The organism is Fructobacillus ficulneus (assembly GCF_001047075.2).
In the GTDB taxonomy this organism is placed as follows: domain Bacteria; phylum Bacillota; class Bacilli; order Lactobacillales; family Lactobacillaceae; genus Fructobacillus; species Fructobacillus ficulneus.
Genome location: NZ_DF967986.1, coordinates 49976 through 68632, shown reverse-complemented (window position 1 = coordinate 68632; position 18657 = coordinate 49976). Strand labels below are relative to the sequence as shown.

16 protein-coding genes and 2 tRNA genes are annotated in these 18657 nt (G+C 40.5%); 8 read left to right on the top strand and 10 right to left on the bottom strand.

Features of this window, described 5'->3' with window-relative positions; all coding sequences use genetic code 11:
- Window positions 1–19 precede the first annotated feature (19 nt).
- The 10 genes from AOQ29_RS00890 to AOQ29_RS00845 all read right to left on the bottom strand — a co-directional run bounded on the left by AOQ29_RS00890 (window position 20) and on the right by AOQ29_RS00845 (window position 10613).
- Window positions 20–1183, bottom strand: coding sequence for an LCP family glycopolymer transferase (locus tag AOQ29_RS00890; RefSeq protein WP_061992675.1), 1164 nt, complete (start codon window positions 1181–1183; stop codon window positions 20–22).
- A gap of 196 nt (window positions 1184–1379) precedes the next feature.
- On the bottom strand, window positions 1380–2081 hold the full coding sequence (locus AOQ29_RS00885) for a CAP domain-containing protein (RefSeq protein WP_061992674.1): 702 nt from the start codon (window positions 2079–2081) through the stop codon (window positions 1380–1382).
- A gap of 146 nt (window positions 2082–2227) precedes the next feature.
- Window positions 2228–3196 (bottom strand): beta-ketoacyl-ACP synthase III, encoded by a 969-nt coding sequence (locus AOQ29_RS00880; RefSeq protein ID WP_061992673.1) that lies wholly within the window; start codon window positions 3194–3196, stop codon window positions 2228–2230.
- A 153-nt stretch (window positions 3197–3349) separates the two neighbouring features.
- Complete coding sequence (locus tag AOQ29_RS00875) at window positions 3350–6031, bottom strand: valine--tRNA ligase (RefSeq protein ID WP_061992672.1); 2682 nt, start codon at window positions 6029–6031, stop codon at window positions 3350–3352.
- Between the two features lie 276 nt (window positions 6032–6307).
- The gene (locus tag AOQ29_RS00870; RefSeq protein WP_061992671.1) at window positions 6308–6808 is read right to left on the bottom strand and encodes a hypothetical protein; all 501 of its coding nucleotides are present in this window, start codon (window positions 6806–6808) and stop codon (window positions 6308–6310) included.
- A gap of 230 nt (window positions 6809–7038) precedes the next feature.
- A complete protein-coding gene (locus AOQ29_RS00865) occupies window positions 7039–8310 on the bottom strand; it encodes a NupC/NupG family nucleoside CNT transporter (RefSeq protein ID WP_061992670.1) in 1272 nt (423 codons plus the stop codon).
- A 213-nt stretch (window positions 8311–8523) separates the two neighbouring features.
- A tRNA-Asn gene (locus AOQ29_RS00860) sits at window positions 8524–8598 on the bottom strand.
- A gap of 86 nt (window positions 8599–8684) precedes the next feature.
- On the bottom strand, window positions 8685–9620 hold the full coding sequence (locus AOQ29_RS00855) for an L-lactate dehydrogenase (protein ID WP_061992669.1): 936 nt from the start codon (window positions 9618–9620) through the stop codon (window positions 8685–8687).
- A 141-nt stretch (window positions 9621–9761) separates the two neighbouring features.
- Window positions 9762–9833, bottom strand: a tRNA-Asn gene (locus tag AOQ29_RS00850).
- Between the two features lie 243 nt (window positions 9834–10076).
- Complete coding sequence (locus tag AOQ29_RS00845) at window positions 10077–10613, bottom strand: NADPH-dependent FMN reductase (RefSeq protein WP_061992668.1); 537 nt, start codon at window positions 10611–10613, stop codon at window positions 10077–10079.
- A 476-nt stretch (window positions 10614–11089) separates the two neighbouring features.
- Here AOQ29_RS00845 and AOQ29_RS00840 point away from each other — a divergent pair, with 476 nt between their 5' ends.
- From AOQ29_RS00840 to mmuM, 8 genes are read left to right on the top strand one after another with little or no spacing between them, the layout of a single operon-like run.
- Complete coding sequence (locus tag AOQ29_RS00840) at window positions 11090–12229, top strand: 5-methyltetrahydropteroyltriglutamate--homocysteine S-methyltransferase (RefSeq protein ID WP_061992667.1); 1140 nt, start codon at window positions 11090–11092, stop codon at window positions 12227–12229.
- Between the two features lie 45 nt (window positions 12230–12274).
- Window positions 12275–13303: a uroporphyrinogen decarboxylase family protein gene (locus AOQ29_RS00835; protein ID WP_061992666.1), complete on the top strand. Its 1029-nt coding sequence runs from the start codon at window positions 12275–12277 to the stop codon at window positions 13301–13303.
- A complete protein-coding gene (locus AOQ29_RS00830) occupies window positions 13300–14046 on the top strand; it encodes an amino acid ABC transporter ATP-binding protein (protein WP_061992665.1) in 747 nt (248 codons plus the stop codon). The genes AOQ29_RS00835 and AOQ29_RS00830 overlap by 4 nt, the downstream gene beginning before the upstream one ends.
- 14 nt (window positions 14047–14060) lie before the next feature.
- A complete protein-coding gene (locus tag AOQ29_RS00825) occupies window positions 14061–14726 on the top strand; it encodes an amino acid ABC transporter permease (RefSeq protein WP_083989192.1) in 666 nt (221 codons plus the stop codon).
- Window positions 14727–14735: 9 nt separating this feature from the next.
- The gene (locus AOQ29_RS00820; RefSeq protein WP_061992664.1) at window positions 14736–15428 is read left to right on the top strand and encodes an amino acid ABC transporter permease; all 693 of its coding nucleotides are present in this window, start codon (window positions 14736–14738) and stop codon (window positions 15426–15428) included.
- Between the two features lie 36 nt (window positions 15429–15464).
- Window positions 15465–16328: a transporter substrate-binding domain-containing protein gene (locus tag AOQ29_RS00815; RefSeq protein WP_061992663.1), complete on the top strand. Its 864-nt coding sequence runs from the start codon at window positions 15465–15467 to the stop codon at window positions 16326–16328.
- A gap of 54 nt (window positions 16329–16382) precedes the next feature.
- Window positions 16383–17735 carry an amino acid permease gene (locus tag AOQ29_RS00810; protein WP_061992662.1) on the top strand — a complete coding sequence of 451 codons (1353 nt, stop codon included), beginning with the start codon at window positions 16383–16385 and terminating at the stop codon, window positions 17733–17735.
- Window positions 17732–18655 carry a homocysteine S-methyltransferase gene (mmuM, locus tag AOQ29_RS00805; protein WP_061992661.1) on the top strand — a complete coding sequence of 308 codons (924 nt, stop codon included), beginning with the start codon at window positions 17732–17734 and terminating at the stop codon, window positions 18653–18655. The genes AOQ29_RS00810 and mmuM overlap by 4 nt, the downstream gene beginning before the upstream one ends.
- The last annotated feature ends 2 nt before the right edge of the window (window positions 18656–18657 follow it).

The window sequence follows — 18657 nt, the reverse complement described above, 5'->3', positions numbered from 1 at the left end:
AGACTGACTTTTCGAAAACTTATTGAACAAACTTTTCATCAATTTGAGAAAGAATATATGAAGCCGTTGAAATCTCACTTGTCGGCACATCACTAGCAAACTGGGAACCTGTCTCCCTTTGCTTCAAGCCTAATTGCGACCTTAGAAGGTTCGTAACCCGTTGCTTTTCAGTCGTTGGTACCATCTGGTATGAAACGCCATCATACATGATTCCTTGTCCCTGAAGGTGATCAGAAACTTGATTATTAACTGAACCACGGTACTTCTGGGCAATTTTAACAATATCGTTAAAGTCCAAATCAGTTTTAGCATTCTTTGAAATGGCTTTAATAAAGCTAGGATCAACTAGCGTCTTAATATTAACAGCCTTCTTCAACATCGCCTCCAAAACGAGACGTTGTCGCTGCTGACGACCATAGTCTCCCTGCGGATCATCATATCGCATCCGACTAAAGGCCAGGGCAGCATCGCCATCCATTACTGTCTTACTTGAAGACCAAGTGGCACCGTTATCTGATGAATACTCATAAGACGTTGAACCCTTGTGGAAACGATACAAGTCAGGTCCATAATCATGGGCGGTTGCTTGACTATACTGGAAGGATAATGGTGACTTGACTGAAACGCCACCAACCTTCTTAACGAGGGTTTCAAGCCCCTTCATATTAACCAAGGCATATGAATCAATTGGCACGTTCAAATAATTTTGAACAGCCTTCATTGATGCACCAACCCCATCCAAACTATAAGCAGCATTCAGCTTTTGTGGGAATGTACCTTCATCACCTGGAATGGCAGTCATAATATCACGTGGGATTGAAACCATCGTGACCTTATTCGACTTTGGGTTAATGGTAGCAACCATCATTGAATCACTCAAACCAGTTCGGTCACGGTCTAACTCACCAGTATCAGTTCCCAAAATCAAGATTGAGAATGGTTTACCTTGCGCAATCAGGCTTGAAACATCACGAACCTTGGTGATTTTAGCTGATTGCTGCAATGAATCAATGGACGACTTATATTCTGTATATAGGTACGTTCCCCAACCGACAACTCCTAGGACAACTGCTAGAAGAATATATAAAATCCACCGCTTCACACGATTTTTTTTATGCTTAATTTGGCGAACCTCATCAAAACGTTCCCGCCTTGAAAATTCGTTATTATTTTGATCTGCCATAAGAACCTTCGACACTCCACTTTCCAACTGAATATTAGCACGATTCACTGAAACTCTTATATTTTCTTATGGTATCACAAAAAAATTAATTCAGAGCATTTGTTCAATAAAGCGGACTAACCTTAATTATTTCTTAATAAAAAACACCTACAAATATTGTAGGTGTTTTACGTTAAATTAAGATTAATAATTAAAATTAACCGGCGATACCAACGATAGTTCCGTTAACAATACCGAAACCAACGCGAGTAAAGCTAGCATTCATCAACCAGTTACGGTGTGCAGGTGCTGCAACCATACCAGTTTCGTTGTACCATGCATCAACAACTTGGCTTGGTGACCAGTCGATAGCAACAACTTCAGGTCCAGCAACTTGTTGGAAGTGACCAGTTGGCAATCCACCGTTAGCAACGGCGTTTTGTGCACGGGCAACAGCAGTTGCGGCCAAGTTAGCATCGTATGATACAGGTGCTAATCCAGCAGCTGCACGCTTAGCGTTCATTGCGTTAACGATTGTTTGAACTGAGCCAGTTGCACCAGCTGAGTATGAAGATGTGTCAGTAGTAGTTGTAGCTGCTGCTGCTTGTGTGTTAGCAGTAGTAGTAGCTGCAGGTTGTGCAGTTTCTTGTGTAGTAGTAGCTGCAGGTGTAGTAGCTGTGGTAGTAGTTGCAGTACCATCAGTCTTGATAACATCACCAACAAAGATCAAGTTAACATCAGTGATGTTGTTCTTGGCTGCCAAATCATCAACAGTTGTGTTGTTGTTTTGAGCAAGTTGTGACAATGTATCACCAGCTTTAACAGTGATATCATTGGCTGATGCAACAGCGTTAGCACCTGCAAAAGTAGCTGCACCAGCCACCGTCGCTAAGATAGTTTTGGTAATATTATTCTTCATGAGAGACTCTCCATTTTTCTGCTTTTTTTGATTCAGTAAGTGCTCACTTACGCATAATCTATATTATTCATTTTAGACAATGGTTATTTCCAGGTTCTTGCCGTTATGTTACTTGAATATTACAATTAAAACTTTTTAATTTCGCTTTAAAAATTTAGCAACATTGATCCATAAGTGAATCCTGCCCCAAATCCAGTTAACAAAACCTTTTTACCAGTCAGGTCAACTTCTTGATTAAGTTGATCAAATGCCATCGCGATTCCTGCTGAAGATGAATTACCATAGTGCTCAACGTTGGTCACGAATTTTTCCATCGGCTGGTTCAAAGATTGTGCCACTGCCTCAATAATTCTCAAATTGGCTTGATGAAGAATAACGTAATCTACTTGATCAATCGTTAGATCTTTACCAGCCAAAAAATCATTAATATGGTTGGGGATTAGGGTTGTCACTTCTTGGTAGACCATCCGCCCTTCTTGAAAGAAGGCATCCATCTTAGGATAGTAGTTCGCATCTAAGCTTGAAAGTGGCTTAATTTGACCAGAGTGGACAACTTCTGCATCCCCCCGAGTATGCAAATCTGTTGCCACGATTTGACCTTGATCACTTGGGGCCAAGATTACCGCTCCAGCTCCATCACCAAAGAAAACTGTACTAGTTCGGTCCGAAAAGTCCATCATCTTTGAATTAACTTCTGCCGCAACGACTAAACCATAACGATACTGACCAGTTTTGATAAAGTTATCGGCCGTTGTTAGCCCAAAGACAAAGCCGGCACAGGCTGTTGACAGATCAAAAGCAAATGCGTTTCGAGCACCCAAGTTTCGCTGCACTAGTGCAGCCGTTGATGGGGCCAATCCATCTGGAGTAAACGTCGTCACAATGATAAAGTCTAAATCAGTTGCCGAAAGTTTGGCATCATCCAATGCCTTCTGGGCAGCTTGTGTCGCTAAATCCGATGTGTTTTCACCTTGTAAAGACACTCGGCGTTCCTGAATCCCGGTATGACTAACAATCCATTCATCAGATGTATCAATGACTTGTGCCAAATCATTATTTGTAACTACGTCAGCGGGCACATAGTGTCCACTGGCTAATATTTTGCTTCCAATCATGTCTTATTACCTATTTAAATTATTAAACAAAGTTAAGCTAGCTCAACCATTTTAACAAATAATTCTTAAACAATTTATTGATTTTAATCAGTTCATATTAACCTAACATAAAAACCCCACCAATGGCGAGGCTTTTATTACAAATATCTTTTTTTAACCTTGCGCTTGCAAGTCGGCAATCCGCTTATTAGTTGATTGGAGCTTTTCTTCCCAATCGGCAAGCTTTTCGCGTTCACTGGCAACAACCTGTTCAGGAGCGGAGTTAACAAACTTTTCATTTGATAACTTACCGTTGGCACGAGCAACTTCCTTTTGGAATTTATCAGCTTCACCTTGCAAACGAGCGACTTCTTCTTCAATATCAATCAAGCCAGCTAATGGCACATAAACTTCAGCACCAGTAATAACTTGCGACATTGACAACTTTGGCAAATTAACATCAGTGTCGATTGTCAAAGATTCTGGCTTTACAAAACGGTCGATGTAATCGGCATTGTCCGCAAAGACTGCCTTCAGCTTTGGATCCGTAACCTTAATTATCACTGTAATTGGCTTTGACATCGGTGCCTTGGCTTCGGCACGAATGTTTCGAACAGCCACAATCAAGTCTTGCAAAGACTTAAAGGCGGTTGCTGCTTCCTTATTGGCCAAGTCTTCACGATACACTGGATATTCTTGAACACTTAAATGTTCATCCTTACCCTTTTGTTCTGGCATTTCTTGCCAAATAGCTTCCGTCATGAACGGCATGATTGGTTGCAAGAGACGCAATGTTTGGTCCAAGACATAGGCCAAAGTTTCTTGAACGGCAGTCTTGTCGCCATCACCGTTCAATGATTCCTTAGTCATTTCAATATACCAGTCAGCAAAGTCGGACCAGATAAAGTTGTAAAGGTCACGACCAGCTTCACCGAATTCAAACTTTTCAAAGTTTTCTGTAACTTCTTGGACAGTTTGATTCAAACGGTCCAAAATCCACTGGTCGGCCAAGCTTTGCTTTTCCTTGGCCGGAACTTGAGCCTTGGTATCATCAGCAAGGTTCATGATAACGTAGCGAGACGCGTTCCAAATCTTGTTGATAAAGTTCCAAGCAGCATCCATCTTTTCATAAGTAAAGCGGACATCTTGACCGGGAGTTGAACCAGTAGCCAAGAACCAACGCAAGGCATCGGCACCATACTTTTCGATGACATCCATTGGGTCAACACCGTTACCCAATGACTTTGACATCTTGCGACCTTCACCGTCACGAATCAAACCGTGAATCAAAACATTCTTAAATGGTCGTTCATCAGTGAACTCTTTTCCTTGGAACATCATCCGGGCAACCCAGAAGAAGATGATGTCGTAGCCGGTAACCAATGTATCCGTTGGGTAGTAGCGGGCAAAATCACCTTCAAGATCATTTGGCCAACCCATTGTTGAAAATGGCCACAAAGCTGATGAGAACCAAGTATCCAAGACATCTTGGTCACGTTCCCAATCATCACCAGGAGCCGTTTCACCAACAAAGATTTCTTCTTGGTCGGTTCCCTTGTTCTTGTACCAAGCTGGAATTTGGTGTCCCCACCAAAGTTGACGTGAGATAACCCAGTCACGGATGTTTTCCATCCAGTGGGTAAAGGTGTCTTCGAAACGACCAGGAACAAAGTTAACCTTTTCATCTTCGTTTTGTTGCATGGCCAAAATTTGTTCTGCCAATGGTTCCATTTTAACGAACCACTGCGTTGAAAGGCGTGATTCAATTTGAACACCAGTTCGTTCTGAATGACCAACCGAGTGAGTCAATGGATCGATTTGCAACATATAACCCTGGTCTTGCAAGTCAGCAACCATGGCCTTACGACCTTCAAAGCGGTCCAAGCCTTCGTACTTACCAGCATTTTCATTCAAATGCGCATCTTCAGTCATCGTGTTGATGCGTTCCAAATCATGACGGTTCCCAACTTGGAAATCGTTAGGGTCGTGGGCTGGCGTAATCTTCACCATTCCAGTTCCGAAGTCCTGAGTAACGTATTCATCGGCAATAATTGGAATCTCGCGGTCGACCAACGGCACTCGAATCTTCTTCCCAATCAAATCCTTGTAACGTTCATCGCTTGGGTGAACGGCAACGGCAACGTCACCAAACATGGTTTCTGGACGAGTCGTTGCAATTTCAATATAGTCCTTACCTTCATAAGTTGTGCCATCAGTAAATGGATACTTAACGTGGTAGAAAGCCCCTTCATCATCTTGGTAAATAACTTCGATATCTGAAAGCGCTGTCCGTGCCTGAGGATCCCAGTTGATGATGTATTCACCGCGGTAAATCAAGCCCTTGTTGTACAAATCAATAAAGACCTTGTTAACTGCTTGGTTCAAACCTTCATCCAAGGTAAAACGTTCACGGCTGTAATCCAATGCCAGTCCCATCTTCCCCCATTGTTCTTTAATGGTAGAAGCGTATTCGTTTTTCCAATCCCAGACCTGTTCGACAAACTTTTCCCGGCCTAAGTCATAGCGAGAAATACCTTGTTCACGGAGTCGTTGTTCAACCTTAGCTTGTGTCGCAATTCCCGCGTGGTCCATTCCTGGTAACCAAAGGGTATCAAAGCCCTGCATCCGCTTTTGGCGGATTAGCATATCTTGTAATGTCGTATCCCAAGCATGGCCTAAGTGCAACTTACCAGTAACGTTTGGTGGTGGAATAACAATTGAATATGGTTCAGGTTCTTGACCTTGAATTGCTTTGTTTGCTTCAGGAGCAAACAAGTTATCATCAAGCCATTCCTGATAACGACCAGCCTCAACGGCTGTTGGATCATACTTCGTTGACATTTCAACTTCACGCATGGCAAATCTCCTCTTTTCTCCATTTAGATAGAAAAAAAGCGTCCTAATCTTTCGATTAGGACGCTTACACGTGGTACCACCTAAATTGCTATCACAATTTTGATAGCCACTCTGAATTAAATTTTTAAAAAGTTAACGTAACCTTCAGCATTAACTGCTCCTGACTCGCACCACCCGTCAGGTCTCTCAAAGCGCTTTTGCCTAATCCCCATTAACTTTTCTTAGTTTACAAAGGACCACGGTATTAGTCAAGCTCTTTCTAAAATAAATCATTAATTATGAGTGTTGACTTGCTGCTGAACTAGAATTTTGTGCTGAACTTGACGAAGCAGATGGTGTTGTAGGTGCTGATGATTCTTGAGAAGATGCGGCCTTGTTGGCTGCATCTTGTTGAGCCTTAATCACTGATTGTGAGTAAGCATAGCGAGAAGCGGAATCCGCAGCAGCCTTTGCACTGGCAGCAGAAGCGGCGGATGCTGAAGCCGCTGCTGCAGATGCAGCCTGGGCATTGGCAGACGCTGTATCGTTTTCTTGAGTTGCTGAACTTGTTGACTCTGAATCAGTTGAATCAGAGTCATATGTCTTCTTATGTTTTGATGAAGAATATGAGATATCAGGTATTGAAGAATCATCATTCGATGACTTTGATGAAGCTGATCCAATCAAATACAATGAAAAACCAGCAACGACCAAAACCACGATTAGCCAAAACCACCATTTTTTCAAAAATGAAAGTTTTCCACCTTTATCTTTTCGACGCTGTGAACGTGATAGCATAAAATTACCTTCCTTTGTTTTATAAACTTTTTATTTAAACTATACAGACAATACTTATCAAAACATACGGCGATTAAATCAGCATATAAATCATCTTTGTAATAAATATGATTAACAGACTTATTGCCTTTTGTTTCCTATCTCTTCATTTTAGCAGTCTTTTTATCAAAGAGCCAATTTGTTAGAGCTAACAAAAAAAGTGACCTTTCGGTCACTTCACTGAAGTTTTATTACCAAACAAACAATCCAACCATTGCAGCTGAGAATAATGATACCAAAATTCCTGACAACAATAGGTAACCGACGTTCTTAGCAATCAACTTGCTCTTTTGATCATCAACCAAGCCCTTGAAACAACCGATAATCATACCAATTGTTGAGAAGTTAGCGAATGAAGTCAAGAAGACTGTCAAAACCGCAGCATAATGTTCGTTAAAGTGCTTAATTTTGTGAGTAACTTCACCCATGACCACGAATTCGTTAGTAATCAACTTCGTACCCATGAATTGAGCCAAATCGAAGGAATGACCACCGACACCCATTAACCAGGCGAATGGGAACATAATAATTCCTAAGATATGTTCAAGTGAGAGCCAAGGGTTAACCCAGCCCAAAATCTTATCGGCCATTGCGGCCAAAGCAACGAAGGCAATTACGTTCGCCGCGATGATCAAAATCAACTTTCCAGAACCAAGGATTGAATCACCCAAGAATGAGAAGAATGGTTCGCGTTCAGGCTTAGCAGCCTTAGCAACTTCTCCTTCTGCCAATTCTTGTGATCCTGATTCAGCATTTTCAGCAGCTGGAACACCTTCACCACCGACAGTAGCGATAACATCTTCTTCAGGTGTTACATCTACTGGGTTCAAAATTGCTGTCACAATCAAGGCATTAACAACGTTGATTGGCACGGCAGTCAAAATGTATTGACCTGGCATCATTTGTGTATATGATCCGATAATTGAAGCAGTCACACAAGACATTGACATCATGGCCAAAGTCAAGTTTCGCTGTGCATTCATAGTCTTCAATTGAAGACCAGAAACAGCCAAGGCTTCAGTGTTACCCAAGAACATCATTTCAACTGAGAAGAATGATTCAAACTTAGGTTGTCCTGACAACTTAGCCAATCCACGACCAATCCACTTGATAACAAAAGGCAAAACGCCGATGTATGTCAAGATATCAAACAATGGCACAACCAACAAAATTGGCAAAAGCACTGATGTGATAAAGGTTGGGTGGAATGCTGAAGAATCTTGCGGGTTCAATGCAAAACCAATTCCTTGGTTAGCAACCGAAATCAATTCGTTAAAGCCGTTTGAGGCTCCCTTAACAACTGATCGACCAACCGAGAAGTCAGTCAAGAACCAGGCCAAAACCAAGTTGAAGACTGACATAACTGCAACCGAACGCCATTTAATGGCGGAACGATCCTTAGAAAACAAGACGGCCAAGGCCATAAAGACCAATAGACCAAAGATGTTAATGATCAAATACATGACGTCGTTACTCCCTTTTGTTAGCGCTATTCGCTATGAAATTAAACAATCTAATTATAGCATGTGCAATAATTTCAGGGCAGGGGTAAAGACAATTTAATATTGATTTAACCCGAACGAGGTATTGATTTTTATAAAAACGTTCGGAAATCACACTAAAACATTATCGTCTTATCTGTAAATCAGAACGATAATAGTTTAAAATATTTTTTACTGCCCTGACTGGATTCGAACCAGTGATTTACGCACACTAACAGTGCGGTGTTTTACCAACTAAACTACAAAGCAAGTGCCATACGATTTAAAGAATATGGCGTATGACATTTTGAAAAATATACTTCATTTAATTACTTATAAATACTTAAAAAATCTGATCAACGAACGTTTTTACCAACAACGGCCTCAAAATGGCTTTGAATGGAATCAGCCGAAGCCTGTAATTTAACTAACTCTTCTTCTGTCAAATCAAGCTGCGTATATGCAACAACACCCTCGCGCCCGACAACTGCTGGGTAAGACAGGTATGATGCATATTCAGGACGCTTGTGAGACACCGGCATTTCAGTTCGAGCATCTTGGACAACCGTCTTAGCCAAACGAATGGCCGAAGTAGCAATTCCATAAGCCGTATAGCCCTTACCATCAAAAACAGTGTAGCCACCAACAATTGAATCTTTTTCAATTGCTGCCAAATCAACGCCCTGTTCTTCTGCCAATTCAACGATTGGTCGGCTCATGACACGAACTGTCGACCAAGCTGTAAACTGAGAATTACCATGCTCCCCGAGGTTGTACCCTTCAACTGACCGTGGATCAATATCAAAGGCCGCTCCAACAGCACGGTGCATCCGAGCTGTATCCAACAAGGTTCCTGTTCCCAAGACCTTTTCTTGTGGATAGCCGGTTTCAGCCTGATAAAGGGCTGCAATTGCATCACAAGGATTGGTAATAACCACCAAAACTCCTGAAAAATCAGTTGCCCTTAATTTGGCAGAAACGCTCTTAACCTGGTCAACATTGTGTGCTAATTCAACAAATCGGTCATGGGTCGTATTGTTATACTGCAACTCAATTTTACCCAAGGCAGAAATGACAACATCAGCATCATCTAAAGCTGAATAATCGTTAACGGTAATTTTAAAACTATTCGTCAAATTTGTCTTAGCATCTTCAAAATCTAGAGCATCCGAATTGACTTTCTTTTCATTCAAATCAATAAAAACATATTCATCAGCAACGCCCTCTACAATTAGACCGTGCGCCACCGTTGAACCAACATGTCCGAGACCAATAATTCCAATTTTACGCATAGATCTTCTCCTTGAGCTTTTTTATAATCATACCGATTCAATGGCAAATGGTCAAACTTTTATTAATTAATTTTAATGTTTTTAATCATTATGTTATTAAACAAACAAAAAAGCCTTAGATTTGCATCTAAAGCTTTTTTACTGTCTCGGTTGGATTCGAACCAACGACCTACGCATTAACAGTGCGGTGTTCTACCACTGAACTACGGAACAAGTAAATTACCAATGCAATTATCATACTGAACTTGGCAGTTACTGTCAACGGATTTATTAGATAAATTTAACCTTAAATTCATCAAAATCAAACTTTATCAGCTGTACCATTTAAGAATAGTCCTAACTATCTAGCTTTTATCAAGACAAAAAGAAAAAACCACTTAGTTCTAAAATAACAACTAAGGGCTTCAACGTCTCGGTTTACAGGGTGTAACCAGATTTCTTAAGTTATCTCAAAATTTACGACAAAGTAGACCATAGGAGGTCAACCTCTGATTGAAATTTCGCCATAATTATCGCGACTTGTTTATCAGTCATTTCTGCATCAATTTGACCAAGTGGTAATTGCCAGGACAAATTTGTTGGCAACCGTTTTACTTTCAACCCCTGCAAAACGAGGCTAAAGGCCAATTCGGCTTGAAATCCTCCGTGGCCACCAAAAAAGATTGTTGCAACCGGCTTATTCTGCCATTCTTCATATAAGGTATCAACCGCATTTTTTAATACTGCCGGATAACCCCAGTTATATTGTGGAGAAATAAAAACAATCCCATCATAACCTTGAATTTGTTGTGACCATTGCTTGGTGCTTTCATACTGATAGTTTCTAGCAGATGGTAATTCTGGTTCATCTAACCAAGGTAAGTCAACTTCAACTAAATCAACTATCTCAGCCTGGACATCCCCACGAGAAAGTTGTGAACTTACCCATTCAGCCAATCGCTTCGTGACACTCTTAGTTCGATTACTACCAACAATAATTCCAATTTTTTTCATGATTTTTCCTATAGGTTTAAACCCACTAAACGAGATCTACAGGCCTAGTTTAGAAGAACTCTCGTGGTTTTCTAACTAAACTCAATTATAAACTTTTCGAGAAAAAATAAAATTAGGTATTGACTCATTCTATTTTAATGCTATACTCATAACCAACGAAACAACTACGAAGATTGGATGAGTAGTTAGCAAGCAATGCTACAGAAAACTGCGAACGATGAGAAGCAGGACATTGGCTACTAACGAAAATGGTCCAGGAGTAGTTCTTAGTCTGGTGAGTCACTTTTGATTAGCCAACTACGGCAAACGACCGTTATCCCGTTACGATATAGCCCCCATTTGGTGTATCGATTAAGGCTGGCCATTAGGCCAGTGAATTAGAGTGGTACCGTGCTTACATACAGAGCGCCTCTAGGTTCAGACATTTGTCTGGCCTGGGGGCGTTTTTTAGTGTTTTGGAGAAGAAGGAGAAAATTATGACAACAGCAACTGCAGCAAAGACACAGATTCCCGTTCACTTTGATATCGTTGGTTCATTTTTACGACCTGACCGCTTGAAAAAAGCCCAAGCCGAATTCGATAACGGTGAAATCACCCAAGCCGAATTAACTAACATTCAAAACGATGAAATCAAAAAACTAGTCGACCGTGAAATTGATGCCGGTCTTCGTTATGTCAGTGACGGAGAATTCCGTCGGAACTGGTGGCACCTTGATACCTTCTGGGGTTTTGGCGGTATCAAAAAAACATTTGGGGAACACGGTTACCTCTTCCACGATATTGAAACTCGAAAAGATTCTGCCCAAGTCGATGGTAAGATTCACTTTACTGATGACAACCCCGACTTAGCTGCCTTTAAGTACCTGCAAAGCCTGATTAAAGATCGTGATGTTCAGGGTCGACAAAGTGTCCCATCCCCTGCTCAATGTTATTCAGAACTTGTCCGAGGTGAAGCAAACATTGCTGCCTTAAATAAGTTCTATCCTAACCACGACGACTTGATTAAAGATTTGACAACGGCCTACCATGATTTGTTCTTAGCACTCTACGAAGCTGGTTGTCGCGATATCAAACTAGATGATTGTACTTGGGGAATGCTTTCAGATGTTGATTTCTGGAAAGACCAAAACATCGACCAAAAAGGTACGGATGAACTACAAGCTGAATACCTTGAATTAAATAACCTTGCCATTCAAGACTTACCTGAAGATCTTCACATCACAACCCATATCTGCCGCGGAAACTATGCTTCAACTTGGGCCGCAACCGGTGGATATGCTCCTGTTGCCGATAAATTGTTTGGTGAGGAAGATGTTGAATCATTCTACTTAGAATTTGATGACGATCGTTCAGGCGACTTTAGCCCATTGGCCAAGGTTCCAGCAGGAAAGAACGTCGTTCTAGGTCTCGTAACTTCAAAAAAGGCCGAACTAGAAGACCCTCAGGTCTTGATTAACCGAGTTAAGGAAGCCAGCCAATACGTCCCATTGGATCACTTAGCCTTGAGCACTCAATGTGGTTTTGCTTCCACCGAAGAAGGAAATAACTTAACTGAAGACGAACAATGGGCCAAGATTAAGCTTGTTGTTGATACAGCCGAAAAAATTTGGCATTAATTTAATAATTAAAGCCGTGACTCATGTTTAAGAATGGAGATTATTATGTCGAATAACTTATTACAAAAGAGCGCTCATACTTTCCAAGATTTTACTCCTTTTTCAGTTTGGCACCATTTTATCCCTAATGAGCACATTGTTGCGGAAAACGACGAAACAATTCTTGCTACTGATATTCGTGAAGAGCCACTTTACGTTCAAGAAGTTGACTCAGATTTTATCAAACTGATGAACGACGGATTTTTCACTTATAAGTTCAACAATGTTTCAAACCCTAAAAACATCAATGATTTAAAAAATATCCAAGAATTAAATCAAGACGATCCCTGGCTAGTTAATCAAAGGAAGTTAATTCAAGGGCAATTAGATGGTATAAATTCTGAAAAAACAATCTTCTCAAACGTCTTTTCAGCCATAACCTTATTTAAGTGGGCCCTCGTTTCTGATCTTGGGGCAGAAAGCCTCCCACTTGGCGATAAAATCTTTACTGATTTGTATTTAGAAAACCCGGCAGTAGTAACCCATGCCCTCGAAATTATTAATCAAGATATCAAGAAACAAATTAAAATCAGTTCCGACGCTGGAGTTGATGGTATCTTTTTCAGTACACAAGAAATCCAAGATAGCCGACTTGATAAAGAATTCTTTCTAAATGTCCAAAAACGTTTAGATAGTGAGTTAATCGAAGACATTAACGAAAATTTCAAGACTGGAATTCTTCATATCTGTGGTTTTGCCGGAGCAAAAAACCGCCTCACTTGGTTCACTGATTATAATCTGCCGATTATTAATTGGGCCACTAAATTTGATGGCTTATCATTCCGAGAAGGACAAAAGTTGTTCAAAGATAAGACAATTTTTGGCGGACTAGGTAACACGACAAATGACATTCTATATAACGGCAGCCAAATCGAAATTGAAACAGAAATTGACCGAATTTTAGATGAAGTTGGAACAGAAAATGTATTAATTGGCGCGGATTGCACGGTCCCTCGGGATACTCCAGTTGAGCACATTCTTTGGGCTCGTGATGCGGCACATTCCTATCTATCTCGAAAGGAAAAACGTGCATGACACTCCTTAATATCAAAAATTTAACCAAAAAAATTAACGACCACACAATTTTAAACAATATTAATTTCGAAATAAACGAAGGCGATGTTATTGCTATCATCGGGCCTAGTGGCTCTGGTAAAACTACTTTCTTGAAAAATATTATCCAACTTGAGAGTTCCGATTCCGGTTCTTTAACCTTAAAAGATAGGGAATTAAATTTAAATAGCCTGAACTCAAAAGACAAATTGTGGTTACGACGACAGATTGCCATGGTTTTCCAGAACTATGCCTTATTTAAAAATAAAACTGCTTTGGAAAATATCACAGAAGGGTTAATTTACGGTCGGGGTGTTGATGAAAAAACTGCCCACACTGTTGCCATTAAAGAACTTCAATCCGTAAATCTTTTAGAAAAGAAAGATTCATACCCCCATGAACTTTCTGGTGGACAGCAACAAAGAATTGGGATTGCTCGAGCAACTGCTTTAAATCCCGAAATCATTCTTTTTGATGAGCCAACTTCAGCCTTAGACCCCGAATTAGTCGGTACCGTTATTGACGACATGAAACGCTTAGCTGACCAAAAGCAAACAATGGTCGTTGTAACACATCTGATGTCTTTTGCTCAGCAAGTGGCTAACAAAGTTATTTTCTTTGACGGTGGTGAAATATTAGCATCAGGTACGCCCGATGAAATTTTTTATAATTCCAATAACCAGCGAATCAATCAATTTTTGTCGGCTGTAGCTAGAGATCAATAAGGAGAAAAAATCCTATGAATATTTCTGCTATTATTCAAGTCCTGGTTGAAGGATTACCCAGCACCATCTTTATTTTAATCACATCTTTCTTATTATCCACTTTAATTGGTCTTTTCATTCTATGGTTGACTATCCAGGACGATAAAATTGCGAACCGACTTGTACACATCTATACTGCTTTTTCACGAGGCACCCCTCCTCTGCTAATGCTCCTGCTATCGTATTATGAGCTTCCAAAGCTACTCCAATTAATTGGAATCAATGCTAATGACTGGAATAAGTATATTTTTGCAATTTTTGGTCTTGCTTTCGGCTTTGGAGGCTACATGGGTGAAATATTCCGATCAGGCTACCAGTCTGTGGACCAAAGTCAATTTGATGCTGCCTATTCTGTTGGGATGCAGAAAAAACAAATATTACGAGAAATTATATTTCCACAAATGTTTCACTTATCATTACCAAATATCGAAAACATGTTTCTTGGATTTTTGAAAGCTAGTTCTCTTGTATATGTAATTGGAATTGACGATATGTACCGTAAAGCAACAATTCTTGCCAACGCCAGTCAGGGAGTTTTTCAATTACAAATTTTCATTGTCCTGGCTGTAATGTATTGGCTAATCACAATACTCTTTAGTTACCTATTTTCTCATTTACATTTTGGAAAATACCGTGTATAGGAGGCTCTAATGGACATAAACTTCATGTCGCAATCATTCCCAAAACTTCTTTCTGTTTTACCTATTACTCTTTATCTGTCTTTTTTGGGTATTGCCTTTGGTTTGATTTTAGCGATTGTCATCACAATAATTAGGGAAAAACATATTCCGTTTCTAACAACATTTTTTAATTTTTATGTTTCCTTTTTTAGAGGGATTCCCATTATTGTTCAAATTTACATTGTTTACTACGGACTTCCTCGATTATTGTACTCGTTAACACAACATGGTGCACATGCAAAAGCAATCACTCTCTCAGGGTTTTTAATTGGAATCATTGCCTTTGCATTAAATGCTTCTGCCAATTTATCTGAAGCAATTAAATCCGCCTACCACTCAGTTGACAGCACTCAATACGAAGCAGCCATAGCCACCGGGTTATCCCCTTTCACGACCATCAAACGTGTGATAATCCCTCAGCTTTTACCAAATTTGATTCCTAATTTTTCCAATATCTTTCTAGATTTGTTAAAAGACACTGCATTAGTTTATAACATTGGGATTGTTGAAATCATGGGAAAAGCTAATATTTTAGCTTCATTCGGGTTTAATTACCTTGAGGCTTACTTAGATGCACTAGTAATTTACCTAGTCGTTTGTTATCTTTTCTCAAATCTTTTTCGCTTTATTGAAAAAGATGTTAGAAAAAAAGTATTTTCATAGTTTATTCATGGGTCGAATCGAAAGGATTATATATACATGGTTAAAAAAGGATATATCTATACTGGACTAGTTGCTGCAGTCCTAATTGGAGTCGGCGTTGCCCACTCTTTAACTAACAATTCCCAGGCTGCATCAAAAAGTCATGTCCAAACAATTAATGTTGCTGGTGTTGCCGACAACCGTCCCTATACATATGCTGATGGTAACAGTATTAGTGGCTACGACGGTGAGCTCTTCAAAAAATTAGATGAAGAACTGCCACAATATAAATTCAAATACACAACAACTTCTCAAAACTCTGTATTTGTAGGTCTTTCTTCAGGCAAGTACGACTTGGCTTCATCAGGATTCTGGTATTCTGATCAACGGGCAAGCAAGTATCTTTACACTGACCCCACTGCTATTGCTGACTTACGTTTGGTTTATCGCCAAGGCGAACAAAAGCTAAGTAATTTGGATGACTTAGCCAAGAGTGGCCTCAAATTAGCCCCAATTTCTAGTGATGATGCTCGTTATAACTTTATTCAAGATTATAATAAAAACCATCCAAACCAAAAGCTGAATTTGGAAGCTATCGGCGACGTTTCATCCGGCGATGCCCTTAAGCAATTGCAGCAAAAGCAATTTGACACTGTCTTCTATCCTTATCAAGCATATATCGGTGTTAAAAATGCTGGTGGTGCCAAAGGCTTAACCGTCTCTGACTCAATTGGTGTTAAGAATGATTACATGATTGCTAGTCGTAATACTAAGAATAAGGCCCTTGTTAAGGCAATCAATGCTGAATTGAAAAAGCTTAAGGCTAGCGGTTACCTCGATTCCCTTTCTAAGAAATGGTTAGGGGAAGACACTTTCAGCCTACCTAATGCTGAAAGTAACTTTAAAAACACCAAGGGATAATATCAAATAATTTTTAGGAGAAACATCATCAAAACTGCAGAACAAAACCAAGCCATGAGCACCAACCAGTTAATCGCTTTATCTTTAGGCGGTGTGATTGGAACCGGAATTTTCATGAGTCCGGGCTACTTTATTCAAAGTGCTGGAGCCATTGGTACGATTATCGCCTACTTAATTGGCGCAATCTTAGTTTGTCTAGTGATGCAATGTTTAAGTGAATTATCAGTATACATGCCAACAACCGGGTCTTTCCACGACTATGCCAACAAGTTTATCAACCCGGGGGTTGGTTTTGTTGTTGCCTGGCTCTATTGGCTCACTTGGACCATTGCACTTGGATCAAACCTCTTAACAATCGGACTCCTGATGCAGCGCTGGTTCCCCAACCAGCCAATTTGGATCTGGTGCCTACTATTCGGTGCCATCATTTTCTTCTTAAACCTTGGTCAACTCTCATGGTTTAACAAAAGTGAATCCTTAACATCATGGATTAAAACTATCGCTCTCTTAGCCTTTGTTGTGATTGGTCTATTAATTATTTTCCGAATTATTCCAGTCCATGCGCACCACTTACCCGCAGGTTTTGGTGAGTTAACCTCTCGCGGTTGGTTTCCTCATGGAATTGGCCCAATCCTAGCAACCGTTTTAACAGCAAACTTTGCCTATTCTGGTGCAGAAATGATTGGCGTAGCTGCTGGCGAAACTAAGAATCCAGCTAAGACCATTCCTGTTGCGACACGAAGAACTCTCTTCATTTTGATTACCCTCTTTATTGGTGCTATTCTGGTTATGGGAGCACTCTTAGCTCCAAGTGATAAGTCATTAGCAACTAGTCCCTTTGTGGCAATTCTCAACCAAGCTGGAATACCAGGTGCGGCTGATATCATGAATGCCGTCTTAATCATTACCCTCTTCTCGGCTTCCAATGCCGGAGTTTATGCCGCCTCACGAATGATTTGGTCCCTTGCTGATAAGGGTGAGATATCGCCAAAGTTGGGTAAGCTTTCCAAACATGGATTACCAGTCTACGGACTCTTGTTGACCATGGCTGGTGGGGCATTATCACTACTCTCAAGTATTTACGCTGCGCAAACTGTTTACCTCGCTCTGAATGCCTTATCAGCCTTTGCGGTTGTTGCAGTCTGGATTATCATTGCTTGGGCCCAGCTTAATTTCCGTCGTCAATACTTGAAAGAAAATTCATTGGCCAGCTTAAAGTATAAGGCACCCCTTTACCCACTCACACCAATCCTTGTCATTGTAATTTGTCTCGCTTCAATTATCGGAATCGGCTTTGACCCTAACCAACGGATTGCCCTAATTATTGGCGTTCCATTTTCATTGCTCCTCTACTGTTTCTATGCTATTTTTAAACCAAACTATCAAAAAAGGACTGCGAACACATGATATTTCACGAATGGGCAACGCAACAATCAATTATTTTATTTGATTCTTCAATGGGCCTTGGCTTAAATAATCAAGGCTTTGATACTAATAATGCTCTTTGGACAGCCAAAGCCTTGATTACCGACCCAGATAAGGTTTATCAAGTTCATCGTGACTTCTTTGATGCTGGTTCGAACGTTACCACGACCGACAGTTACCAGGCCAGCTCGGCTGGCTTTGCCAACCAAGGCTATGATAAGGCCGAGGCTGAACGGTTAATTAAGTCCTCGGTCGCTTTGGCTCAACAAGCAGCCAAAGATAGTCAGGGGAGCCAAGAAAAATGGGTAGCTGGTAATATCGGCCCATATGGAGCTTATTTGGCCAACGGAGCGGAATATACTGGGGATTACGATATTAATGCCGACCAGCTCCGTGACTTTCATACTGACCGATTGCGGTGGTTGGTTGAGGCTGGTTCCGACTTATTGGCCATTCAAACTGTACCAAGTTTTATGGAAATTAAAGTCCTCTGTGATCTCTTAAATGATTATCCTGATATTGATGTTCTCTTCACCTGTTCTTTGCGAGACAGCCATCACATCAGTGATGGTACTGATTTACGCGAAGTTCAAGCAGTCTTAGAAGCACAAAAAAACGTAATTGCTTATGGCTTTAACTGTTTTAAACCCGAATTAACGGAAGATGCCCTTGATTACGTTTCAGCTAACGCTAAGTCTGATAAGGCCTTGGCAGTTGCTCCTAATGCCGGTGCTGACTACGACCCAATCACCAAGACTTGGGGTGAACCCAATGAAAAAATCTTCTCAGAAAAAGCTGCTAGCTGGCATGCGCATGGGGCAAGTTGGATTAGCGGGTGTTGTGAAATGATTCCTGCTGAATTAAACAATGTTCGCAAAGTGCTTTTTGAACCTGTCAACTAAAT